At 58.8% G+C, this 22777-nt stretch carries 20 protein-coding genes; 11 read left to right on the forward strand and 9 right to left on the reverse strand.

Features of this window, described 5'->3' with window-relative positions; all coding sequences use genetic code 11:
• Positions 1-15: 15 nt before the first annotated feature.
• Positions 16-810, forward strand: a complete 795-nt coding sequence (locus J7447_RS19140) for a MipA/OmpV family protein (RefSeq protein WP_209170586.1) — start codon at positions 16-18, stop codon at positions 808-810.
• Between the two features lie 213 nt (positions 811-1023).
• Here the strand turns inward: J7447_RS19140 and J7447_RS19145 are convergent, their stop codons facing one another.
• From J7447_RS19145 to J7447_RS19175, 7 genes are all read right to left on the reverse strand, one after another.
• On the reverse strand, positions 1024-1407 hold the full coding sequence (locus J7447_RS19145) for a VOC family protein (RefSeq protein ID WP_031269808.1): 384 nt from the start codon (positions 1405-1407) through the stop codon (positions 1024-1026).
• Between the two features lie 140 nt (positions 1408-1547).
• The gene (locus tag J7447_RS19150) at positions 1548-2792 is read right to left on the reverse strand and encodes an RNA polymerase sigma factor (protein WP_209170587.1); all 1245 of its coding nucleotides are present in this window, start codon (positions 2790-2792) and stop codon (positions 1548-1550) included.
• Positions 2761-3153: a YciI family protein gene (locus tag J7447_RS19155; protein ID WP_023002194.1), complete on the reverse strand. Its 393-nt coding sequence runs from the start codon at positions 3151-3153 to the stop codon at positions 2761-2763. The genes J7447_RS19150 and J7447_RS19155 overlap by 32 nt, the downstream gene beginning before the upstream one ends.
• 167 nt (positions 3154-3320) lie before the next feature.
• A complete protein-coding gene (mbfA, locus tag J7447_RS19160) occupies positions 3321-4304 on the reverse strand; it encodes an iron exporter MbfA (protein WP_023002193.1) in 984 nt (327 codons plus the stop codon).
• A 184-nt stretch (positions 4305-4488) separates the two neighbouring features.
• A complete protein-coding gene (locus tag J7447_RS19165; protein ID WP_023002192.1) occupies positions 4489-5883 on the reverse strand; it encodes an aspartate aminotransferase family protein in 1395 nt (464 codons plus the stop codon).
• Between the two features lie 31 nt (positions 5884-5914).
• Positions 5915-7321, reverse strand: a complete 1407-nt coding sequence (locus tag J7447_RS19170; protein ID WP_031269805.1) for a glutamine synthetase family protein — start codon at positions 7319-7321, stop codon at positions 5915-5917.
• Between the two features lie 152 nt (positions 7322-7473).
• Positions 7474-8151, reverse strand: coding sequence for a GntR family transcriptional regulator (locus tag J7447_RS19175; protein ID WP_023002190.1), 678 nt, complete (start codon positions 8149-8151; stop codon positions 7474-7476).
• Positions 8152-8351: 200 nt separating this feature from the next.
• Here J7447_RS19175 and J7447_RS19180 point away from each other — a divergent pair, with 200 nt between their 5' ends.
• The 7 genes from J7447_RS19180 (at position 8352) to J7447_RS19210 (ending at position 16438) form a co-directional block, all read left to right on the forward strand.
• Positions 8352-9740: a glutamine synthetase family protein gene (locus J7447_RS19180; RefSeq protein WP_023002189.1), complete on the forward strand. Its 1389-nt coding sequence runs from the start codon at positions 8352-8354 to the stop codon at positions 9738-9740.
• Between the two features lie 150 nt (positions 9741-9890).
• Positions 9891-10985, forward strand: a complete 1095-nt coding sequence (locus J7447_RS19185; protein ID WP_031269801.1) for a polyamine ABC transporter substrate-binding protein — start codon at positions 9891-9893, stop codon at positions 10983-10985.
• Positions 10986-11066: 81 nt separating this feature from the next.
• The gene (locus J7447_RS19190) at positions 11067-12224 is read left to right on the forward strand and encodes an ABC transporter ATP-binding protein (protein ID WP_152508445.1); all 1158 of its coding nucleotides are present in this window, start codon (positions 11067-11069) and stop codon (positions 12222-12224) included.
• Between the two features lie 9 nt (positions 12225-12233).
• The gene (locus tag J7447_RS19195) at positions 12234-13163 is read left to right on the forward strand and encodes an ABC transporter permease subunit (protein WP_209170588.1); all 930 of its coding nucleotides are present in this window, start codon (positions 12234-12236) and stop codon (positions 13161-13163) included.
• Positions 13160-13984: an ABC transporter permease subunit gene (locus J7447_RS19200; protein ID WP_023002185.1), complete on the forward strand. Its 825-nt coding sequence runs from the start codon at positions 13160-13162 to the stop codon at positions 13982-13984. Before J7447_RS19195 ends, J7447_RS19200 begins: the two co-directional genes overlap by 4 nt.
• Before the next feature lie 139 nt (positions 13985-14123).
• Positions 14124-15278 carry a GNAT family N-acetyltransferase gene (locus J7447_RS19205; RefSeq protein ID WP_209170589.1) on the forward strand — a complete coding sequence of 385 codons (1155 nt, stop codon included), beginning with the start codon at positions 14124-14126 and terminating at the stop codon, positions 15276-15278.
• A 5-nt stretch (positions 15279-15283) separates the two neighbouring features.
• A complete protein-coding gene (locus J7447_RS19210) occupies positions 15284-16438 on the forward strand; it encodes a GNAT family N-acetyltransferase (protein ID WP_209170590.1) in 1155 nt (384 codons plus the stop codon).
• Positions 16439-16448: 10 nt separating this feature from the next.
• Here J7447_RS19210 and J7447_RS19215 read toward each other — a convergent pair whose 3' ends face one another.
• Positions 16449-16694: a DUF6460 domain-containing protein gene (locus J7447_RS19215; RefSeq protein ID WP_006940008.1), complete on the reverse strand. Its 246-nt coding sequence runs from the start codon at positions 16692-16694 to the stop codon at positions 16449-16451.
• Between the two features lie 298 nt (positions 16695-16992).
• On the opposite strand from J7447_RS19215, the gene J7447_RS19220 reads away from it, so the two are divergent.
• The 3 genes from J7447_RS19220 (at position 16993) to J7447_RS19230 (ending at position 20886) form a co-directional block, all read left to right on the forward strand.
• Positions 16993-17688: a CoA transferase subunit A gene (locus tag J7447_RS19220; protein ID WP_209170591.1), complete on the forward strand. Its 696-nt coding sequence runs from the start codon at positions 16993-16995 to the stop codon at positions 17686-17688.
• A gap of 13 nt (positions 17689-17701) precedes the next feature.
• Positions 17702-18331, forward strand: coding sequence for a CoA transferase subunit B (locus J7447_RS19225; RefSeq protein ID WP_023002181.1), 630 nt, complete (start codon positions 17702-17704; stop codon positions 18329-18331).
• 386 nt (positions 18332-18717) lie between these two features.
• Positions 18718-20886, forward strand: a complete 2169-nt coding sequence (locus tag J7447_RS19230) for an EAL domain-containing protein (protein WP_209170592.1) — start codon at positions 18718-18720, stop codon at positions 20884-20886.
• A 28-nt stretch (positions 20887-20914) separates the two neighbouring features.
• Here the strand turns inward: J7447_RS19230 and ftsH are convergent, their stop codons facing one another.
• Positions 20915-22741, reverse strand: a complete 1827-nt coding sequence (gene ftsH, locus J7447_RS19235) for an ATP-dependent zinc metalloprotease FtsH (protein ID WP_023002178.1) — start codon at positions 22739-22741, stop codon at positions 20915-20917.
• Positions 22742-22777 lie beyond the last annotated feature (36 nt).

Consider the following 22777-nt stretch of genomic DNA (forward strand, 5'->3'; position numbering starts at 1 on the left):
CAGAAGGGTTGTCTTATGTCGTCTAAGTGTTATGTGCGGGCTACCGTCCTTGCAAGTCTCGCGCTTGTCGCATGTCCTGCCATGGGGGAGGAACAGAAGGACTGGAGCGTGTTGGTTGGCGCTGGTCCCTTCTTCGGTCCGGAGTATCTGGGCTCCAAGGACTACGGTTTCGTTCCCGGCATCATCGCGTCTGTGCAAAAGGGGCCTTATTTCGTCAAGTTCAACGGATTGACGGCGACAGCCAACGTGCTGCCTTTCGACAGCTTTTACGCCGGGCCGCTTATTGGCTACGGCACGGGCCGCAAGGATGTGTCCGACAATGTTGTCGACAAGCTGCCCGATGTTGACGAGGAGCTCTGGGTTGGTGCCACAGCAGGCGGTGGCTACGCCGGTTTGCTGCTTGATCGCGATTCACTTGGTGCCAGTGTCGAGATTGCCCATGACGTTATCGGCGATAGCGGCACAACGGCCACATTCAGCCTGGGTTACGAAATCAACGCGACCCAGCGTCTGGCTATCGGCCTTGATGTCTCCACGACCTTTGTCGACGGCACCTATGCTGACGCCTACTATTCCGTGACCGCAAAAGGCGCGGCCGCAAGCGGTCTCAAGGAATACAAGGCCGACGCAGGCTTCAGGGATGTGAGCGTGGATGTTTCGTCAAGATTTGCCGTAACCGAAAACTGGGGCGTCGGTGGCCTCGTCGGCGGGTCGGTGCTTCTCGGCGGCATGGCTGATAGCCCGATCGTTGAAGACCGGGGAGAGGCGGTCAACGGCCATGGCGGTCTGTTTCTCTGGTACAAGTTCTGATTTGCGGTCTGCACGGAAAGCTGCTCTGACGCGGAAAAACTGTGCCGGAACCTTTCCCGGTAAAACCACGAAGCGCACCAGCGCCAGAACGGTCATCGGTTGCATCAGTGGCTCCGTCAGCCAGAATTTTTGAAAGATTATCGCGGGCCGCATTCCACCAGGCGTGCCCCGGCACAAGGCCGGGGCTGCTGAAGGTTCAAGCGGCAGGCGCAATCACGCGTCTGTCGGCTCTTCGTATGTGATCATCGCGATCACGCCTCCGAGCGGGTCGACGATCGTTGCCATGCGGCCGACGTTTGGAATGCTCATCGGTTCCATTGCAATCGTTGCGCCAAGCGCACGGGCCTTTTCGACACGCGCATCGACACTGTCGACAGTCACATAGGGCAGCCAACGGGGACTTTCAGTTTCCATGGATGGGAAGCCGCCGATCATGTTTTCATTGTTCATGATCATGGTGTAGGGGCCTACGCCCACATCCACGGTTTTTGTGCCCCAGCCGAGCAGGTCGGAATAGAAGGCCTGCGCCTTGGCACCGTCAGCGCAATGAAGTTCCATCCAGCTGAACGCGCCATGTGTTTGCGACGGAGTGCTCATGTCTTTCATCCTCTGTGTTGAAAACAATTGCCTGGCAGTGCCAGGTGATCAGAGGACGGCGGGCGACAGGCAGAGCCGACAGGGGGGTAAAAAATATTTTGGTCTGGCAGGATCTGAACAAGACGAGGCTCGAAACAGGCCTATTGTCCGCCAGAAACCTTCATCTTCCGGCGGATATGGTCGCGGTCGACATCGGTTCCCGCAAATTCCAGCGCTTTGCGGTAAGCGGCCTGAGCCTCTTCGATCAGGCCCAGTTCTTCCATAAAGGTAGCGCGGACAACGTGAAAGTTCGGGTAGCGCTCCAGAGAGCCAGCCAGTTGCTCCAGGCGGCACAAGCCGGCCTGTGCCCCGTTCAGCTTTGCCTGGACCACGGCGCGGTTGAGCGCCACAACCGGTGATGGCCGGATATGTTCCAGGGCACGGTAGAGCCGGTCGATCTCGACCCAGTCGGTGATTGCGTAGGTCGCAGCCTGGGTGTGGGTCGAGGCAATGGCTGCCTCGATCTGAAAGGGGCCGGGCCGCGCCTTGCGCAAGGCGGCCTCAAGCAGAATGTTGCCTTCGGCGATCAGTTTCCGGTCCCAAAGCGAACGGTCCTGGTCTTCCAGCGTTACGGCAACGCCGCTCCGGCTCAGCCGGGCCTTGCGGCGGGAATGCTGGATCAGGCAAAGGGCCAGCAAGCCGCGCAGTTCCGGTTCTTCGGGAAACAGCCGAACGATCAGGCGGGCCAGGCGGATCGCTTCCTCACACAGGGGCTCGCGGATCAGTTCTTCACCCTGTGACGCGGCATAGCCTTCGTTGAAGATCAGATAGATGGCATTGGCTACGGCGGAAAGTCGCTCGGCACGGGCGGTTCTGTCCGGCTCCTCATAGCTCAGTTTGGCCGCCTGCAGCCGTTTCTTGGCGCGCGTGATGCGCTGTTCCATGGTCTTGGCCTGTACCAGAAATGCACGGGCAATCTCCTCCACAGCAAGACCAGCGACAATTTTCAGGGAAAGGGCAATCTGCTGGTCCCGGCGCAGCACCGGGTGGCAGCAGGTAAACAGAAGACGCAGGATGTCGTCCCGGTAGACGGCATGATCCAGCGATTGGGTCAGCTCGTCTTCCGGGTGCGGGCCTTCGGGAAGAGGCTCGAGATCATCCGGTGCGGTGAGGGTTTCCTTTTTGCGTTTCCGCAGCGTATCGATGCCGGCATTGCGTCCGGCTATGATCAGCCAGGCAACCGGATCCGCCGGCATCCGGTCGGGTGACCACGCCTTGAGCGCTTTCAACGAGGCGTCCTGAAACGCATCCTCGGCAAGGTCAATGTCGCCGAAGACGCGGTTTAGCGCTGCCAGGACGCGCGGGCGGGCAGCCCTAAGATGCGCTGATAACCAGGCGCTCGGCATTCTTGAAATCGGCTCCCTCGAAGAATTCCACCGGACGAATTTCTATGCGGCCATGATCCAGCGGCAGGATCTTCACCGCCTCGATGGCGTCCTCCAGTGTCGGGCAGTCGATAACGTAGAAGCCCATGAACTGCTCTTTCGTTTCGGCAAAAGGCCCGTCGGTGACAATAAAGTCGTCCTTGTCCTTGTTGATCGTGACCGACGTTCCCGTCGACATCAACTTGGTTGCAACGGCGAAGGAGTTGTTTGTCTTGGTGTGTTCGTGAAAGGCGCCGTGTTTCTGATAAACGGTGGCAAGCTCTTCCGGTGGCAGAGCGTCAATGAAATCTTCGCTGGCGTAAATCAAAACGGAAAAAAGCATGTGGGTCCCTCCGGTTGCTTGGATTGATACCCAAGGAACGTGCAGGCGCGAGCTTATCCGACAGCCGACCGAAAAAAAGTGAAAACTTGCCTGCGATCAGGGCATGACCTGGCCGAAAGGGAGAGTTGCCGGCCGTTAAGCCGGGCAACTCCGATCCGTGTGATCTGCTAGGCGTTGCCGATGAGAACGCCTGCCGCGAAGACCAGCGAACCACCGAGGACAACCTGGAAGGCCGCCCGCAGAAACGGTGTTTCCATGTAGCGGTTCTGGATCCATGCGATCGCCCACAATTCGATGAAAACGATGAATGCGGCGACAGTTGTCGCTGTCCAGAATTCGGGAATGAGATAGGGCAGGGCGTGACCAAGGCCGCCGAGGGCGGTCATGATGCCCGAGGCGAGGCCGCGCTTCAGTGGTGATCCGCGTCCCGAGAGCACGCCGTCGTCATGGGCCGCTTCCGTAAAGCCCATGGAAATGCCCGCCCCGACGGAGGCCGACAGGCCGACCAGGAAGGTCTGCCAGGTATCCTGCGTCGCAAAGGCGGCGGCAAAGATCGGGGCCAGCGTTGATACCGAGCCGTCCATCAAACCGGCGAGGCCCGGCTGGACGTAGGTCAGGATGAATTGCCGACGTTCGGTCTGGCGCTCCTGTTCCTGCACGTCGTCGGGCGTGTGTTTGGCTCCAAGGCGCTGGGCGAGACTCTCGTGGCCTTTCTCGGCAATCGCAAGATCGCCCAGTAGCTTGCGGGTTCCTGCGTCCGAGGTGCGCTTGGCAGCTTCGGTGTAGAAGCGATAGGCCTGCGCCTCCATTTCCTCGGCCATGGCACGGACCTTCTCAAGTCCGAGGGGGCGCACCAGCCAGTCGGGCTTGCGGTCGTAATAGCCGCGCACATGTTCCCGGCGTATGAGAGGGATCGTTTCGCCGAATCGCGCCCGGTGCTGTTCGATCAGTCTCCGCCGGTGCTGGTTTTCCTCTGCGGCCATGTCGTCGAAGACCTTGGCCGATTGCGGATACTGGTCACGCAGACCATCGGCATAAGCCTTGTAGATGCGGGCATCGTCCTCCTCGGAGGAAATCGCAAGCGCCAGGATTTCCTGTTCGGAAAGGGATGAGAAATCCCGCTTTCCCAGTCTGAAAACACGTCCGAACATCAATGCCTCTCACCCAGAATTACCATTTTGCAGGTGGACCGCCTTCAGGCAGGCAGTACGCCAACCCCGAGCCGGTTCGATCACCGATCAGGTTATATTCGGATGTTAGCAAATTAAGAGAAGCCGAACCGATGCCAAGATGACGCATGTTTCATCGTCCCCGCAACCGGTTCGGCTGTCGGTGTCAGCCTATCCAGCCGTCACGCTTCAGGACCTGATAGGTCTCGTCGAGGGTTTTCTCGGCGGTCTTCACCAGAATATCCGCCTCCTCGTGGGTCAGGACCAGCGGCGGCGAAATGATCAGGCTGTCGCGCACCGCGCGCATGACCATGCCGTTGCCGAAGGAAATGTCGCGGCAGATGGTGCCGGCCGTGCCGACGTCCTTGAACGGTCGGTGCGGATTTTTCTTGTCCGGCACCAGTTCCAGTGCACCGACAAGGCCGGTCATGCGGGCTTCGCCGATCAGAGGGTGATCGCCCAGCTTCAGCCAGCGTTCCTTGAGATAGGGACCGATATCGGTCTTGACGCGCTCGACCAGGCCTTCGCGCTCGATGATCTCCAGGTTGGCGAGTGCAGCCGCGGCGCAGGCCGGGTGACCGGAATAGGTGTAGCCGTGGTAGAACTCTTCACCCGAAAGCATCAGGCCTTCGGCCACGCGATCGGAAACCATGACACCGCCCATCGGCAGATAGCCGGACGTCAGGCCCTTGGCGATGGGCATCAGGTCCGGCTTCATGCCGTAGTGGGTCGAACCGAACCATTCGCCGAGACGGCCGAAGCCGCAGATGACCTCGTCGGAAACGAAGAGGATATCCCTTTCGTCGAGAATACGGCGGATTTCCGGCCAATAGGTCTCCGGCGGAATGATGACACCACCGGCGCCCTGGATCGGTTCGGCGATGAAGGCCGCAACCTTGTCCTCGCCGATCTCGTCAATGGCTTCTTCCAGTTTGCGCGCGGCAAAGACGCCGAACTCTTCCGGGCTCATTTCATGGCCTTCACCGAACCAGTAGGGCTGGTCGATGTGATGCACGCCCGGAACCGGAAGGCCGCCCTGCTGGTGCATGCCTTTCATGCCGCCGAGGCTGGTGCCGGCAAGCGTCGAGCCGTGATAGCCGTTCCAGCGGCCGATGATCACCTTCTTGTCCGGCTTGCCCATCTTGTCCCAATAGGTGCGGACCATGCGGAACACGGTGTCGTTGGCCTCGGACCCGGACGAGCAGTAGAACACCCTGTTGATGTGATCGGGTGCCAGTTTCGCCAGCTTTTCAGACAAGGCAATTGCGGGCGGATGGGTCGTCTTGAAGAACGTGTTGTAATAGGACAGCTCGTTCATCTGCTTGTAGACCGCATCCGCAATCTCCTTGCGGCCATGGCCAACCTGCACGCACCACAGACCGGCCATGCCGTCGAGGATCCGGTTGCCTTCCGAATCCGTCAGCCAGATACCGTCGGCATGGGTAATCACCCGGCTGCCTTCCTGGTTCAGCGACTTCATGTCGGAAAAAGGATGCCAGTGATGGGCGGCATCGAGCTCCTGAAGGGCCTTGGTCGGATAGATGTTGGAATGGGCCGTCATTGGCGAACGCTCCGGATAGTGACAGACGGGATCAGACGTTGAGCAGCAGGTATTCCCGCTCCCAGGGGCTGATCACGGACATGAAGGTTTCAAATTCCTCGTATTTGATCGCGCGGTAGGTGGCGACGAACTGTTCGCCGAACACCTCGATCATCTCGTCGGATTTTTCGAACTTTGCCAGCGCCTCTGGCAGACCTCGCGGCAGGGACTTGGACCGTTCCGAGCAGTCGTCGGATTTCGGCGAATCCGGCTTGAGCCCGTGGACCATTCCCAGGTACCCGCAGGCAAGGCTTGCGGCGATCGCGAGATACGGGTTGACGTCGGACCCCGGTACCCGGTTTTCCAGACGACGTGCCTGGGCGTTGGAATAAGGCACACGCAAACCCACCGTACGGTTGTCGTAGCCCCAGTAGACATTCACCGGTGCGGTCGAGGTCTTGGAGAACCGGCGATAGGAATTTACGAAAGGCGCCATGATGCAGGTGACCCGCGGAAGAAACCGCTGGTGACCGGCGATGAACGAAAGGAACGCCTGTGTTTCCTCGCCGTTTTCATCCGCGAAGATGTTGAGGCCGGTTTCCTTGTCGACCACCGACTGGTGAATATGCATCGCCGAACCGGGCTGGTTCGACATCGGCTTCGACATGAAGGTGGCATACATTTCGTGACGCAGCGCGGCCTCACGGATGGTGCGCTTGAACAGGAACACCTGGTCGGCCAGGGCCAGCGGTTGGCCATGGCGCAGGTTGATTTCCATCTGCGCTGCGCCTTCCTCGTGGATCATCGTGTCGATCTCGAGGCCCTGCTGTTCCGACAGGTCGTAGATGTCGTCGATCAGGTCGTCGAATTCGTTCAGCGCGGAAATCGAATAGGACTGTCGGCCGACTTCCGGACGGCCGGACCGGCCCCGCGGCGGCTCAAGCGGATAGTCAGGATCCGTGTTCGGACGGACGAGGTAAAACTCGATTTCCGGCGCCACGACAGGCTCCCAGCCCTTGTCCTCGTAGAGTTTGAGAACACGCTTCAAGACATTGCGCGGGGCGGTCTCGACCGGTGCACCCTGCCGGGTGACGGCGTCGTGGATCAGCTGCGCGGTCGGGTCGCTTTCCCAGGGCACGGTGGTAAGGGTGCTGTAGTCGGGCTTGAAATAGAGATCGCCGTCGATGGGGTTGTGCTGAAACCAGTCGTCGTCGTCCGGATAATCGCCCGAGATCGTCTGCGCGAAGATCGAAGCAGGCATCGTCATCACCGGGCCGGAGAAAAACTTGCCAGTCGGCATCATCTTGCCGCGGGCAACACCGGCAAGGTCCGGAACGATGCATTCGATATCCTGGATGTTGCGCGCGTTGAGCCAGTCACGGGCCGCATCGACATCGGGAACGCCGCGCAGGCTGTCGATCGGATTTTCGCTTTCGCTGGCAGGCGTTTCAGCAGTCACAAGAAGCTCCAATGGTTTTGGCACTTTGGCCGGGGCAGGGAAGGCCATTTGGACGGCAAACAGGGGCGTTATCAAGTGCCTGTCTGCATGGGGCTGTCCCGGGTCGGAGAAATCATTTTGTGATCACAAAATGACATGGCTTTCAAAAAGGATCAACCGCCTGATGCATTTGACAGGATTTCCTTGCCGAGAAGCCCCATGCCGTCGGCAATATCGGCCGCGATCGCGGCCCGCAGTGCAGGGCCGTCCTGATCTTCGATCGCGCGGATGGCTTCCTTGTGACGGTCCTCAAGACTGGCAGTGCCGACCCGTCCGTAAACCGTGCGCATGAATGGCGCGAACTGTAGCCAGAGACTGTCGATCAGCGGCAGCAGAACCTTGGATCCGGACGCCCTGTAAATGCGGAAGTGAAAGGCGTGGTTGAGCCGCATGTAGGCTTCTGCATCGCCACTTGTGAGCCGCTCGTCGATGTCGTCATCGATCGATTGAAGGTCCTTTGCATCCTTGGATGTCAGATGCGGCAGGGCCAGTTCGGCCAGTTCCGGTTCCAGAAGCAGCCTTGCTTTCAGCACCTCGTCGAAGCGGGCCGGGGTCATGTCCGGTATCTGTACCCGGCCGTTCGGTTTCACCTCGAGAGCGTTTTCTGCCGCAAGCCGTTGCAACACTTCGCGCACTGGCATCGGGCTGACGCCAAGTTCTGCGGCAAGCCCCCGGATTGTCACGGCTTTTCCAGGTATGAACCGGCCTGTAAGCAGCCCGGACCGGACGGCATTGTCGACCTGCCCACGGGTTGCACCACGGGACGTGGAAGGGCCGCTGGCCTCCTTCACGGGGCCGGATTGCAAAGCGGATTGCCGAAGGGCCAAAGACGTCCTCCCGAAAAAGTCAAACGGTCAATTTATGCGATCCCGCTTGACAGCGTTTTCCGAAAGTGATCACATTTTTGAAAAGGACGCAAACAAAAGCTGCCGGCTGCCGCAGGAGTGCGGACGGCTCAGTCCAGCAAGACGCAGGGGCGTAAAAACTCTAAATGAACGAGCTTCCCCACCAGATCCTCGAGCATCCGGCGCTGCCCGGCTGGAAGACGGACTTCGAGGCCTTCATGGCCGCCCATCCCGATCTTGATACGCTCGAGGTCATTCTGCCCGACACCAATGGCGTGCTGCGCGGCAAGTGGTTGCCGGGCAAGGCGCTCGAAAAGGTGTTCGAGGGCGGCGTGGCCTTTCCCTATTCGCTTTACGGGCTTGATGTCTGGGGGCGCGAGGTCGAGGCCACCGGCATGCATCTGGAAACGGGTGACAAGGACGGTGTCTGCTGGCCGATCCCCGAAACGCTGAAGCTTGTTCCCTGGACCGACCGCAAGACCGCCCAGGTGCTTTTGTCCATGTACGATCGGGACGGCGATCCGTTCCTGGCAGACCCGCGTCACGTTCTGGAAAACATGGTCGACCGGCTGAAGGACGAATTCGGCGTGACCGCCACCTGCGCCTTCGAGTTGGAATTCTATCTGTTCGAGGAAAGTGACGGCGACTGGACGGAGCAGCCCAAGCCGTTGTTCTCCACCCATCTCGGCCCTGCCCGCCAGAACATGTACGCGCTGTCCGACCTGGAGGCCTTGCTGCCGGTGGTGGACGATCTGCGGAAGGCCTGCGAGGTTCAGGGCATTCCGGCGGACGCTGCGGTTTCCGAAGCCGCGCCCGGCCAGTTCGAACTCAATCTGCACCATCGTCGCAACCCGCTCCTTGCGGCCGATGACGTTGTCATGCTGCGCCGCCTGGTGGCAGGTGTCGCCCGCAAGCACGAACTCAAGGCGTCCTTCATGGCCAAGCCTTTCGTGGAATGGCCCGGCAACGGCATGCATGTGCATGTGTCCATGGAAGACGATAACGGCAATTTGTTCGCGGATCCGGAAACCGGCGCAGACCGGCTCGGATATGCCATCAACGGTCTTTTGAAGACCATGCCGGAAGCTCTGTTGCTTTTCATTTCCACCTTCAACGGTTTCCGCCGGATGCAGCCGGGCTCCTATGCCCCGGCCTCCATCTGCTGGGGCTACGACAACCGCTCCGTGGCATTGCGGGTTCCTGCCTCGACACCGGAAGCTGCCCGTGTCGAACACCGGATCGCAGGCGCCGACGCCAACCCCTATCTTGTGCTGACGGGCATTCTCGCCGGCATGATGGAAGGCCTCAGGCTGAAAAAGGATCCGCCTGCGCCCGTGACCGGCAATGCGTATGAGAAACGCAAGAAGCGACTGACCCCCTGGATGGACGAAGCCATTGATGCTTTTGAAGCCTCCAAGCTGATGAAACAGGCGGTCGGAAAGGAAATGCACAAGGTACTTACCGAGATCAAACGGGAGGAACTGAACGAATTTGGGCGGGAGATCTCATCGCTTGAGCGACAGACGTATTTGTGATCGGCTGCTGCCCAAAATCGACGCTGGACAAAAACCGGCGCCATAGCCAATCTGCGGGACAGACAAGACGCAAACAGCGCAAATGTCCATTTGCATTCAGGCACTAGGCCATCAAAGGGCCACTGACAAAACTCTGAGGGGAGTTCTCAAATGACGTTTAAATCCATGTTGACCGGGGTCGCCGTTCTCAGCCTGATGAGCGGTGCTGCATTCGCCCAGGACAAGGTCGTGAATGTCTACAACTGGTCCGACTACATCGACGAGACCATCCTGGAAGACTTCACCAAGGAAACCGGCATCAAGGTTGTCTACGACGTGTTTGACAGCAACGAAGTGCTGGAAACCAAGCTGCTGGCAGGCGGTACCGGCTACGATGTCGTCGTTCCGACCGGAACCTTCCTGGCCCGCCAGATTCAGGCCGGTGTTTTCTCTGAACTCGACAAGTCCAAGCTGACCAACCTGTCCAACATGTGGAAGGACATCGAGGCACGCGTCGACAAGTATGATCCGGGCAACAAGCACTCGATCAACTACATGTGGGGCACCACCGGCTTCGGCTACAATGTCGACAAGGTGAAGGCCGCGCTCGGCGACAACCCGCCGGTGGACAGCTGGGATCTCCTGTTCAAGAAGGAGAACATCGAGAAGCTGAAGGATTGCGGCGTGTTCATCCTGGACGCTCCGACCGAGCTGATCCCGGCTGCCCTCAACTATCTGGGTCTCGATCCGGACAGCAAGGACCCGGCGGAAATCGAAAAGGCCGGTGAGCTCCTGATGTCGGTTCGCCCGTACATCCAGAAGTTCCATTCTTCCGAATACATCAACGCTCTTGCCAATGGCGATATCTGCCTTGCGGTTGGCTGGTCCGGTGACGTTCTGCAGGCGCGCGACCGTGCGGCGGAAGCCGACAACGGTGTGACCGTCGAATATTCGATCCCGAAAGAGGGCGCGCTGATGTGGTTCGACCAGATGGCGATCCCGGCCGATGCTCCGCACAAGGAAGAGGCGCACGAGTTCCTGAACTACATCATGCGTCCTGAAGTGATGGCGAAGGCTTCCAACGTCGTCTACTACGCCAACGGCAACAAGGCGTCGCAGGAATTCCTCAACGAGGACGTGATCGGGGATCCGGCGATCTACCCGACCGAGGAAGCGGTGAAGAACCTCTACACCGTCACCCCCTATCCTCCGAAGGTGAACCGGGTCGTGACCCGCACCTGGACCTCGGTCAAGAGCGGCCAGTAAGCGAACACGAACACCGCCGGGCCCTTTCCAAGGGTCCGGCGATTTAGTCTTGGGAAGGTCTCTTAGGGGTGGGAGATTGTTTTGGCGAAGAAATCGATTGGACCGGTGCGTCGGGCCTACAGCCCGTGGGACGATCCGGACAAGGCACCATTTATCGAATTCCGGAATGTCACAAAGAAGTTCGGTGATTTCACCGCGGTCAAAGACCTGTCCCTGAAAATCTACGAGCGCGAGTTTTTCGCGCTGCTTGGTGGCTCAGGCTGTGGCAAGACCACCTTGATGCGCATGCTGGCGGGTTTCGAGACGCCGACTTCAGGGCAGATCTTTCTGGATGGCCAGGACCTGGCCGGAATTCCGCCCTTCAAGCGTCCCTCCAACATGATGTTCCAGTCCTACGCGCTGTTTCCGCACATGAGTGTCGAGAAGAACATTGCCTTCGGTCTGAAGCAGGACAAGTTGCCGGCCTCGGAAGTTGATGCGCGCGTGTCCGAAATGCTGCGACTGACCAAGCTGGAACAATTCGCAAAACGTCGTCCGCACCAGCTTTCCGGCGGTCAGCGCCAGCGCGTCGCGCTGGCTCGCTCGCTCGCCAAGCGCCCCAAGGTGCTGCTGCTGGATGAACCGCTCGGCGCGCTTGACCGCAAGCTGCGTGAGGAAACCCAGTTCGAGCTGATGAACATTCAGGAAGAACTGAAAATGACCTTCCTGATCGTGACCCACGACCAGGAAGAAGCCATGACAGTGGCCGATCGTATTGCCGTCATGGACAAGGGCGAGCTTGTGCAGGTTGCAACCCCGGCCGAAATCTACGAAGCGCCCAATTCCAAGTTCGTTGCCGACTTCATCGGCGACATCAACCTGATCGAAGCCAACGTCATCGAGAAGTCGGACGCCGGTACGAAGCTGCGTTCGGTCGCGGACAACTTCTCCATCGAAAGTGATCAGGTGACCGACGCCGCCGTCGGCGATCGGGTCTGGTATGCCATTCGTCCGGAAAAGGTCCGCATTGCCCAGGGGCGCCGCGAAAAGGGCGTCCCCAACAGGATCGACGGCGTTGTCTGGGACATCGCCTACCTGGGGGACATGTCGATCATCCATTCGAAAGTCGGCGACGACGACGGCGATACGTTGCGCGCGACCTTCGCCAATGTCTCGCGCATGGTCGAAAACCCGATCACCTGGGATGACGAGGTCGTCATGTCCTTCGACCGGGACGCCGGCGTCATTCTAAAAGGGTAGGAGGAAACGATGTCCGAAGTACACGTTCCCGCTCAACCCAAACGGACGCTCGGCGGCTGGCTGCTGATTTCGGTGCCATACATCTGGCTGCTGATCTTTTTTCTGGCGCCGTTCCTGATCGTCTTCAAGATTTCCCTTTCGCAGGTGGCCGTCGCCATTCCACCCTATGTACCAACCTTCGATCTGGCAGAAGGCTGGAACGGTATCTGGGAAAGCGTCTCGGAATTCTCCTTCGAGAATTATGTCTGGCTGACAGAAGACGATCTCTACTGGAAATCCTATCTGTCGTCGGTTGTTATCGCGGCTATTTCAACGCTTCTGACGCTCATCATTGGCTATCCGATCGCCTATGGCATGGCACGCAGTCCGCAATCCTTGCGTCCGACGCTGCTGATGCTGGTGATCCTGCCGTTCTGGACCAGCTTCCTGATCCGCGTCTACGCCTGGATCGGTATCCTGAAAAACGAAGGCCTGCTCAACCAGCTTCTCCTGATGCTCGGCATCATCGACGAACCGCTGGTGATCATGAATACCAACATCGCGGTCTTTATCGGCATCGTCTATTCCTACCTGCCGTTCCTGGTTCTGCCGCTCTATGCCAGCCTGGAGCGGCTGGACGGCAGCCTTTTGGAAGCCGCCGAAGACCTTGGATGCCCACCCTGGAAGGCCTTCTGGAAAATCACCGTGCCGTTGTCGCTGCCCGGTGTCATCGCGGGGTGTTTCCTGGTGTTCATTCCCGCCGTCGGTGAATTCGTCATCCCGGATCTTCTTGGTGGGTCCAACACCCTGATGATCGGCAAGACGCTTTGGGTCGAGTTCTTCAACAACCGCGACTGGCCGGTGTCTTCTGCGGTTGCCGTGATCCTTCTGATGATCCTGGTGGTTCCGATCGTGCTCTTCCAGAACCAGCAGCAGAAAATGTCGGAGAGAGACGGATGACGCGCGGCCCGACCTGGTTCAACATCACCTCGCTGGTGGTAGGCTTTTCGTTCCTTTACCTGCCCATCGTGCTGCTGGTGATCTACTCTTTCAACGAGAGCCGTCTGGTGACGGTCTGGGGCGGGTTCTCCACCAAGTGGTACGCGTCGCTGCTGCAGAATGATCAGTTGCTCGATGCGGCCTGGGTGACCCTGCGGGTTGCCTTTGCGTCGGCCACACTGGCAACGATCATCGGCACCATTGCTGCACTTGTGCTGGTACGGTCCGGACGCTTCGTCGGCCGGTCTCTGTTTTCCGGCATGATCTTCGCGCCGCTTGTGATGCCGGAAGTGATCCTCGGCCTGTCGCTGCTGCTGCTGTTCGTGGCCATGGACTATACGCGCGGATTCTGGACCGTGATGCTGGCGCATACCACCTTCGCCAGCTGTTATGTGGCCGTTGTCGTCCAGTCGCGTCTGGTCGGCTTCGACAAGTCGATCGAGGAAGCCGCAGAAGACCTCGGCTGCCCGCCGGTGAAAACCTTCTTCCTGATCACCTTGCCGATCATCCTGCCAGGGGTCATTGCCGGCTGGATGCTGGCCTTCACCTTGTCTCTGGACGATCTGGTGATCGCCAGCTTCACCACGGGACCAGGCGCCACCACGCTGCCAATGAAGATCTACTCACAGGTGCGCCTTGGCGTGACACCGGAGATCAATGCGGTCTGTACCATTCTCGTTGCTCTGGTCACCATGGGCGTGATTGCCGCCTCCATTGCGACCAAGCGGCAACAGGCGCAAAAGGAGCGGGACGAACGGGCGGCCTTTGGCGCGGAAGGGTGATGATTTCCGAAGCTTCCAGAAGTCGGTGATATTGTGTAGGCAATACTGAATTTTAACAAAACCATGCCTATTTTACGGCCGGGCGGTACACTTCATTGGTGTGTCCGGGCCGATGGTTTTTATTGGGGTATTGCGAGTGATGGCATTGCGGGAAACAGAGCATCTACTGGCTCTGGAAAGCAGCGCTATTTCCCGGATAAAGGTTCGTGAACTCGAAGCTCCAACGCTTTCGGATATGAGCGGTCTTTGGTCTTCGTTGAAGGGCGGCGTCGTATCGACGCCGTTTCAGACACCAGAGTTTCTTGCAGCTTTGCAGGAAACCAAACTGAAGACAGGTGATTACCGATTTTCAGTGGGCGTTTTCGCGGAGCAAGGCGAGGAAGCCTCTCCCTGTATGCTGTTGCCGCTGGTGCGGTTCCAGCGTGGCCCAATCCGGGTCGTTGGCATGCCGGATTTTGGTCTCGCCGATCAGAATGCACCGGTTCTAGGTGCAGGATGCCGGGCCTCCAGAGAGTGCCGGGTTGCAATGATCCGGGCATTTTTTGAGCGTCTCCACGATGCGGATATCGTTGACATACATAAACTGCATGGCCGGATCGACGCCCGGGAAAACCCATTGAACTTCATGCCGGAAACCATTTCCCAGAACAGTTCCCTTCTCCTCGATCTTCGCGACGGAGAGGGATCGGACAATTGGTGCGGCAAGTCCATCTACAAGAAGACCAGATCCAAATTTCGCAGGCTCGTGAAGGAAGGTGTCAGCCTGGTTGAGGCTGAAACGCCTGAAGAGCGAACTGAATTGTTCAAGACACTTGCGGCGCAGCGCAGCGACAGGTTCCGACAGCTCGGGCGGAAAGACAGTCTGGAACGTGAAGACCGTGCTGACTTCTACATCCGCCTTGCGCAGATGGAAGCTTCATCCTCGCCTTTCAGGGCCATCGCGCTGAAGTGCGGAGAAGAGACCGTTGCGGCCATGGTGTTGATGATGTCTGGTTCCCAGGCGACCGCCGTGCTGGTGTCTATCGGGGATCCGCGGTGGCACGCCTTTTCGCCGGGCATGGTGTTGTTTGCCAAGGCGATACAGTACGCTGCGCAAACCGGTGTTCGCTGGTTCAGCTTCGGCACAGGACAACAGGAATACAAGCAACGGTTCGGTGGGGTCGAGCAACCTTCCCGACGTCTTCTTATGCCACTCAGCACGCGCGGACGGCTCTTTGTCGGCGCCCGTGAAGCGCATCGTGCCGCTCAGGATATGCTTCAGATCGCGTTGCGCAGGAATGGGGTGGATACGTGACGGAGATGTCGGACGTGGCAGGACAGGAGACCTTCCGCGGGCAGGTGGCTGGGCAGAAGCTTCATGTTGTCTGGCATGAGAAGCCCGGCGCGGACCTTTTGCGCTCGCTTTGGGCTTCACTACCCGGCGGAGCCATATGTTCGGCGTTTCAGGCACCGCGGTTCGTCGAGTGCTTTTTTCAGGAAATGGCACCTGCTGCCTGCGACACTTTCGGAGTGCTTGCCGCTTATCGCGCCGGTTTGCAGGACCCGCTTGCATTGCTGCCGTTAATCCGTTTCAGGAAAGGTCCGGTTCGCATCGCATCCACTCCCGACCTCGGCGTGGCAGACCAGAACGGCCCGGTATTGAGCGAAGCGCTCGCAAGCGAAGGCGCTGAAACGGTTCAGGCGGTCATGTCCGCAATGATCGAGGCCATCCCGGATGCCGATGTGGTGGACATCAAGAAACTGCACGTATCGATAGGCAGCGCTGATAATCCCTTCTTTGTGCATCCAAATGCGAGCCCGGAAAGCAGCAGCCTCTTTCTGGAAACTGACGCCCTGCTCGCCGCCGGGGCCAAGTCCGGGATAAGTATCTACAAGAAGGCAAGGGTCAACTTTCGCAAGCTTCAAAGCGAAGACGTTCAGTTGGTCGAAGCAACGACCCCTGAAGAGCGTGTGAAAATTCTCGAAGCTCTGATCGTCTCCAAGGAGGAGCGTTTCAAAGCACTTGGCCGCGCCAATTCCATGAAACAGGACAACCGGGAAAACTTCTATCGCGCCCTGGCGGCCCAAGCGGGGCTGGAAAACCCCCTGAAGGTTCTGGCGTTGAGGTCCGGTCACGACGCTATCGCCGTGGTTGCGATGTTGGTGGAAGATGGCTACGCCACCCTTATTCTGATTTCGATCGGGGCAGAGCAATGGCACCGGTTTTCACCTGGCATGGTGGCACTGGTCCAATCGATCTACTGGGCGCGGGACAATAACATTCGGGTCTATGGTTTCGGTACGGGTCACCAGGGTTACAAAAGCAGGTTCGGCGCCACGGAACAGCCGACACGACGCCTGCTTTTGCCGCTTACGGTCAAAGGCCACGCGGCGATCACTGCCCTGAAGGCAAAACGGAGTTTCCAGGAAACCGTTGATCGCTGGAAACATCGGAAAACCGCTCAGACAGCCTGATCGGGAAATGTTATCCCGCTCGCGGTGGCCGGATCAGGTAGATGACCAGCCAGATCGGCACGACGATGAAGGCGCCCAGGATCATGTTGGGAATGGCCCAGTCCCGAAACTCCAGCAGATAGATCCAGAGCTCCAGAGGACTCATGCCGACGGAGCCCAGAATGTCCTGCGCGGTGATGTTCACGAAGGAAAGACCCGCGCCGACGAGCAGCGAGATGACCGCGATCTTGAAGAATGTCGACAGAAACGGGAACACGGTGCGTAGTGTCTCTCAGTAGGCTCAAGGTATCCGGTGCGCTGGAGAGTGGCTGTAACGCTCCGCGAACGGTGCCCAATTCTTGCCGTTAAGGATTTACAAACCATAAACAACTTGCCGGAAACCGCCCAAACCCGCGCTGCAACGGCAGTTTGGCGTCGGGCAAAGTGACGCAAATCGATTAAGTGACGGGCCATTCATGTTTTTCGCTGCAACGCGGGAAAGAGCTCTTGACCCGGTCGAACCAAGCGGCGAATGTGCGCCTCACGCATGTAGCGGTCTTAAACGGGAGTGAAACATGAACAAAATTTATCCGGACGCAAAGGCCGCCCTCGAGGGACTGACCTTTGACGGCATGACGGTGATGGCCGGCGGGTTCGGCCTCTGCGGCATTCCGGAAAATCTGATCGTGGCGCTCCGGGATTCCGGAGCCACGGACATTACGGCCATATCCAACAACGCCGGTGTCGATGACTTTGGCCTCGGTCTTCTGCTGCAGACCCGCCAGATCAAGAAGATGGTGTCGTCCTACGTGGGTGAAAACGCGACCTTTGAAAAGCAGTACCTGAACGGCGAGCTTGAGCTTGAATTCAACCCTCAGGGCACGCTGGCCGAACGCATTCGCGCTGGTGGCGCGGGCATTCCGGGCTTCTACACCAAGACCGGCGTCGGTACGCTGATTGCCGAAGGCAAGGAGCACAAGGACTTCAACGGCGAGACATACATCATGGAAACCGGCCTCGTGGCCGATGTGTCGCTGGTCAAGGCCTGGAAGGCCGACAAGGAAGGCAACCTGATCTACCGCAAGACCGCGCGTAACTTCAATCCGATGATGGCAACCGCCGGCAAGACCTGTGTCGTGGAAGTCGAGGAGATTGTCGAGATCGGTGAACTCGATCCGGACAACATCCACACCGCCGGCATCTTCGTCGACCGTATCATCGTCGGCAGCCACGAAAAACGTATCGAAAAGCGCACCACGCGCGCAGCCTGAGGGAGAAAACATCATGGCCTGGACTCGTGATGACATGGCAAAGCGTGCCGCGCAGGAACTGGAAGACGGCTTCTATGTGAACCTGGGCATCGGCATTCCGACGCTGGTATCCAACTACATTCCGGAAGGTGTCCATGTGACCCTCCAGTCGGAAAACGGCATGCTCGGCATGGGCCCGTTCCCGACTGACGACGAGGTTGATGCAGACCTCATCAACGCCGGCAAGCAGACCATCACCGAATTGCCGCAGACCAGCTACTTCTCGTCTGCCGACAGCTTCGGCATGATCCGCGGCGGTCATATCGACCTGTCGATCCTGGGTGCTATGGAAGTGTCCGAGGGCGGCGATCTCGCCAACTGGATGATCCCTGGCAAGATGGTCAAGGGCATGGGCGGCGCGATGGATCTCGTCGCCGGCGTCAAGCGCGTGGTGGTGATCATGGATCACACCTCCAAGGCTGGCGACCCCAAGCTTCTGAAAGAATGCTCGCTACCGCTTACCGGCGTGAAATGCGTTGATCGCGTGATCACCAATTTCGGTGTCTTCGATGTTGTCGAAGGCGGCCTGAAAGTGGTTGAACTCGCTGACGGCGTAACGCTGGATGAGGTCAAGGAAAAGACCCAGGCAACGCTTCAGTCATAAGGCAGGATGCGCGCTTCGACGTCGTTTTAAATCAAGGTGCCTGCGGTCCCGCAGGCACCTTTTTTCGTGGTTGCTTCAGCCAGCTCGTCGTTTATTTCAATAAAAAAAGACTGTTTGAACGTGTCGCAGGCGCAATTTGTCCCGAATTGGAACCAATTCGTAGAATTGCCGAGGAAATTTCCAAATTCGTTAATAGATCGAATTGCGAATAACCCGCATAAATCAAGCATAGATAACCCGTTATCCTTTAAAAGCCGGGAAAGTCGATTTCCCGGCTAAAGAACAGATCAGTGTTTACGCGATCTGGTCACCCGCATTTACCTTCTTCAATCCACCTTCAAGACTTGTTCTGTATGGTGTTCAGGTATTCGCAAGGGGTGTTTGGCGTGCCTGGAACGCATGGGGCTGTCTCAAAGCTGATAAAAGTCCTGTCGACCTGGCTGCCCAGCCTGCGCACCCGCTTTGTCTTGCTGGTGGCCGGCCTGTTTCTAGCGCTCTCGGTCGTGATGATCATGGTGGCGAGCTACCTGGACCTGCGGGACGAGGAGCAAAGGGTGGTTTCGGACGCGCGAGCCATCGGGGCGACCGTCAGCCGACTGGCCGTACCGCATCTGACCAACCACCACTATCTGATCCTTGAACAGGAACTGGAAAGCATTGCCGGCAGCGGCGTGGTCGACCTGGCGCAAGTTCACGATCCCGCGCGTGCGGTCACTATCGACAGCGATCCGGACACGAGCTACTTCGACGAAATGGACCTGCATCCGCTGATCACGCTGTCGCTGCAAACCGGGCTCGATCAGATCCGCCAGACCGGAGACAGGATCGAAATAGCCTTGCCGGTGCGCGAGACGGCAGACAGTCCGGTTCTGGGGGTTGCGCTGGTGTCGGTCAAACGGCTTCAGGCCAACGGCATGCTGTTCGCCATCTGGGGACGGAACATCGTCATCACCCTGGTGCTCCTGATATTCTGTGTTCCGGTGACGTTTCATTTTGCGGAAAATTTCGTCCGGCCGATCAAGGCGCTTACCCAGACCGCCCACACGGTAAGCGCCGGCAATTTTGACGCGCCTTTCCCGGTCGAACGAACCGATGAGATCGGTGTTCTCGCCCGCGCCTATCGAGACATGGTCGGAACCATTCGGAACAACATGGCCCGCATTCACGAGCTTGCCTATGTGGACCCGGTCACGCGGCTGCCGAACCGGGAAAGCTTCCGTCAGCATTTCAATTCAAACATGCAGCTTGCGGACGGCACGCCGGTCCGGATGGCCGTTCTGTTTATTGACCTTGATCGCTTCAAGCGTGTGAATGACAGCTACGGACACGATCATGGCGACGCACTGTTGAAGGAAGTGGCGGCGCGGCTGCAACGCTTGCTGAACTCCTCGGACAAGGTTGCGGCAGGCAAGACGGCTTTTTCACCACTTGTCGCCAGGCTCGGCGGCGATGAGTTTGCCATCGTCCTGCCTGCTGAAAAGCCCATGTCCAACGTCTACACACTCGCGGATCAACTGGTGCAATGCGTCGAGCAACCGCTGGAAATCAACGGTCTGACAATGGCCGTTGGGGCCAGTATCGGCGTCTCGACCTATCCGGATGACGGCGAGGACTACACCGCCATCCTGAAGAACGCGGACATTGCCATGTATGCGGCCAAGCGAACCGGCGGCAACCGTGCATGCTTCTTCAACGAGATCGAGCGCGATTCCCGCTCTCACGAACGCATTCGTCTGGAAGCGGAACTGAAACGGGCCCTTCTGGCGGACGAGATCACCATCGCCTTTCAGCCCAAGATCGACTGCGCCACGTTGAGGGTGATTGGTGCTGAAGTGCTGGCCAGGTGGGACCATCCCGAACGTGGCCTGTTGGCACCGGGGTGTTTCATCGATGTTGCCGAAGAAAGCGATCTGATCACGCGCCTGGGTGACAGGGTGCTGGAACTGGCCTGCCGCCAGGGTCGGGTCTGGCTCGATCACGGTCAACGTCTGCCGCTGGCGGTGAATGTTTCCATTCGCCAGCTTGAAAAGCCGGGCTTCACCGCCCGCGTCCTCGACATTCTGGAAATCACGGGCTTCCCGGCCGAGCTGTTGCAGCTCGAGGTGACGGAGACCGTTGCCATGGGGGATCCGGAGCGAATCTCGGAGGCGGCAAAGCCGCTTCTGGAAGCCGGCATTACCTTTGCGATAGACGATTTCGGCACCGGCTATTCAAGTCTGGCGCATCTTCAGCGTCTGCCGTTCAACACCTTCAAGATCGACCGAAGCTTCATCAGTGGTCTTGCCGATGACCATCACAGCCGCTCGATCGTTCAAACCATTCTGGCAATGGCGAAAAGCCTCAGTTACGAGGTTGTCGCCGAAGGCGTCGAAACGGAAGAACAACACGTTTTCCTGTCTGAGAACGGCTGCACGACTGCGCAAGGTTTCCTGTTCGCGCGGCCGATGCCGGCAGAACATTTCGAAGCCTGGTCGAAGGCATTTCTGATGGATGGCAACCATTCGCACCTGGCCGCCGGAGCACAGCCGAAAGGTGGCAGCACGTTCGCCGCGTGAGGCAATTCGACGTTGACACGAGCCGGCCTTACTCCGCCGCCTCGGTCTTGCGGCGTTCGGCAAGGGGGCGGATTGCGGGGAAGTCCTGATCGGTCAGCGTTTCCTTCGCGAGCAGCAATGAAGCCCCTTCGTCCAGTTCGCCGCGATGGCTGTTCAGGAGCGCCTTGGCGCGCTGGAAGGCAGCTTCCACCCTTTGCTTGATGGCAAGGTCGATCTCCCGCTGGGTCTGTTCGGAAACCTCGGCAACGTCTCCGGCAGGCTGGCCGAGAAAGTTCTGGCGCTGGGTGGCATAGGCGCGATTGCCGAGGTCGGGATCCATGCCGTATCGCATGACCATGTCGCGGGCGACTTCGGTCACTTTCTGCAGGTCGTCGGAAGCGCCGGTAGAGATCTCGTTGAAGACAATCTCCTCAGCCGCCCGGCCGCCCATCAGGACAGCCATGCGGTTTTCCAGGTCGAGAGAGGACAACAGGAAACGATCCTCGGTCGGCCGCTGCATCGTGTAGCCGAGCGCGCCGATGCCGCGCGGGATGATCGAGATCTTGTGCACCGGATCACAGCCTTCCAGGTTGGCGGCAACCAGGGCATGGCCCATTTCGTGGAAAGCGACGGTTTTTCGTTCCTTGTCCGACAGGATCCGGCTGCGCTTTTCCAGTCCCGCAATCACCCTCTCCACTGCCTCGTTGAAGTCCAGCAGGGTAACGGCATCCGCCTGCCGACGTGTTGCCAAAAGGGCCGCCTCGTTGACCAGCGTTGCAAGGTCGGCGCCGGAAAACCCTGCTGTCAGCTGGGCCACCTGATCGAGGTCGATATCTGCGGCCAGCTTGATCTTTTTCACGTGGACATCGAGGATCGCGCGCCGGCCGATCTTGTCCGGCCGGTCGACCAGCACCTGCCGGTCGAAGCGCCCGGCGCGCAGGAGGGCTGGATCGAGGATCTCCGGCCGGTTCGTCGCTGCCAGCAGGATGATGCCGCTGGACGGATCAAACCCGTCGAGCTCGGTCAAAAGCTGGTTGAGCGTCTGTTCTTTCTCGTCGTTGGTGCCCATCGGGCCGGCTGCACGCGCCCGGCCCAGTGCGTCCAGCTCGTCGATGAAGATGATGGCAGGAGCGGCCTTTCGGGCCTGCTCGAAGAGGTCGCGCACTCGTGCGGCGCCGACGCCGACGAACATCTCCACGAATTCGGAGCCGGAGATCGAGAAGAACGGCACACCGGCTTCACCGGCCACGGCGCGCGCCAGAAGCGTCTTGCCTGTGCCCGGAGGGCCAACCAGCAGGATGCCCTTGGGCACATGCGCCCCCAGACGGCCATAGGAAGCTGGTTCCTTCAGGAAATCGACAATCTCCTTCAGTTCCCGTTTGGCTTCATCCACTCCGGCGACATTCTGAAAAGTGACTTTCACGTCCTTTTCGACAAATACCTTCGCCTTTGACTTGCCGACCGTCATCATGCCGCCAAGACCCTGTTTTTCGGCAAACCGGCGGATGAAGAACATCCAGAGGCCGAACAGCAGCAGGACCGGCAGCACCCAGGAGAGGATGTCGCGAATGAAGGTGTTCTGGACGACGCCGGTGTATTTGACGTCGTACTTGCTGAGTTCGTCGGCGAGCGGAACCTCGACGCGCGTAGTGACGAAATACTGCTTGCCGTCCTTCAGTTCCGCCTTGAACTTGCCTTCGATGAAGTTCTCCTTGACGGCGATCTCCTCGATCTTTCCGTCCTTGAGGTACTGCTCGAACTGGCTGTAGGGGATCTGCTCGACGGTCTTGTAGGTGGTCCACCAGCTTTGGAACATCAGCACCAGCATCATGGCAATGAAGGCGTACCAAAGGTTTATCTGGTGTTTCTTTTCCATCGTGAAACTGTCCCGGCAATTGTCTGAACTATGCCG

It is taken from the genome of Labrenzia sp. R5_0 (assembly GCF_017743835.1).
GTDB lineage: Bacteria > Pseudomonadota > Alphaproteobacteria > Rhizobiales > Stappiaceae > Roseibium > Roseibium algicola.

What these genes read in the sequence shown, in the direction of transcription:
- J7447_RS19220 (WP_209170591.1), top strand. Translation starts at nt 16,993, where the DNA reads ATGAACAAAATTTATCCGGACGCAAAGGCCGCCCTCGAGGGACTGACC.
- J7447_RS19225 (WP_023002181.1), top strand. Translation starts at nt 17,702, where the DNA reads ATGGCCTGGACTCGTGATGACATGGCAAAGCGTGCCGCGCAGGAACTG.
- J7447_RS19165 (WP_023002192.1), bottom strand. Translation starts at nt 5,883, where the DNA reads ATGACGGCCCATTCCAACATCTATCCGACCAAGGCCCTTCAGGAGCTC.
- mbfA (WP_023002193.1), bottom strand. Translation starts at nt 4,304, where the DNA reads ATGTTCGGACGTGTTTTCAGACTGGGAAAGCGGGATTTCTCATCCCTT.
- J7447_RS19185 (WP_031269801.1), top strand. Translation starts at nt 9,891, where the DNA reads ATGACGTTTAAATCCATGTTGACCGGGGTCGCCGTTCTCAGCCTGATG.
- J7447_RS19200 (WP_023002185.1), top strand. Translation starts at nt 13,160, where the DNA reads ATGACGCGCGGCCCGACCTGGTTCAACATCACCTCGCTGGTGGTAGGC.
- J7447_RS19205 (WP_209170589.1), top strand. Translation starts at nt 14,124, where the DNA reads ATGGCATTGCGGGAAACAGAGCATCTACTGGCTCTGGAAAGCAGCGCT.
- ftsH (WP_023002178.1), bottom strand. Translation starts at nt 22,741, where the DNA reads ATGGAAAAGAAACACCAGATAAACCTTTGGTACGCCTTCATTGCCATG.
- J7447_RS19195 (WP_209170588.1), top strand. Translation starts at nt 12,234, where the DNA reads ATGTCCGAAGTACACGTTCCCGCTCAACCCAAACGGACGCTCGGCGGC.
- J7447_RS19210 (WP_209170590.1), top strand. Translation starts at nt 15,284, where the DNA reads ATGTCGGACGTGGCAGGACAGGAGACCTTCCGCGGGCAGGTGGCTGGG.
- J7447_RS19145 (WP_031269808.1), bottom strand. Translation starts at nt 1,407, where the DNA reads ATGAGCACTCCGTCGCAAACACATGGCGCGTTCAGCTGGATGGAACTT.
- J7447_RS19180 (WP_023002189.1), top strand. Translation starts at nt 8,352, where the DNA reads ATGAACGAGCTTCCCCACCAGATCCTCGAGCATCCGGCGCTGCCCGGC.
- J7447_RS19140 (WP_209170586.1), top strand. Translation starts at nt 16, where the DNA reads ATGTCGTCTAAGTGTTATGTGCGGGCTACCGTCCTTGCAAGTCTCGCG.
- J7447_RS19150 (WP_209170587.1), bottom strand. Translation starts at nt 2,792, where the DNA reads ATGCCGAGCGCCTGGTTATCAGCGCATCTTAGGGCTGCCCGCCCGCGC.
- J7447_RS19155 (WP_023002194.1), bottom strand. Translation starts at nt 3,153, where the DNA reads ATGCTTTTTTCCGTTTTGATTTACGCCAGCGAAGATTTCATTGACGCT.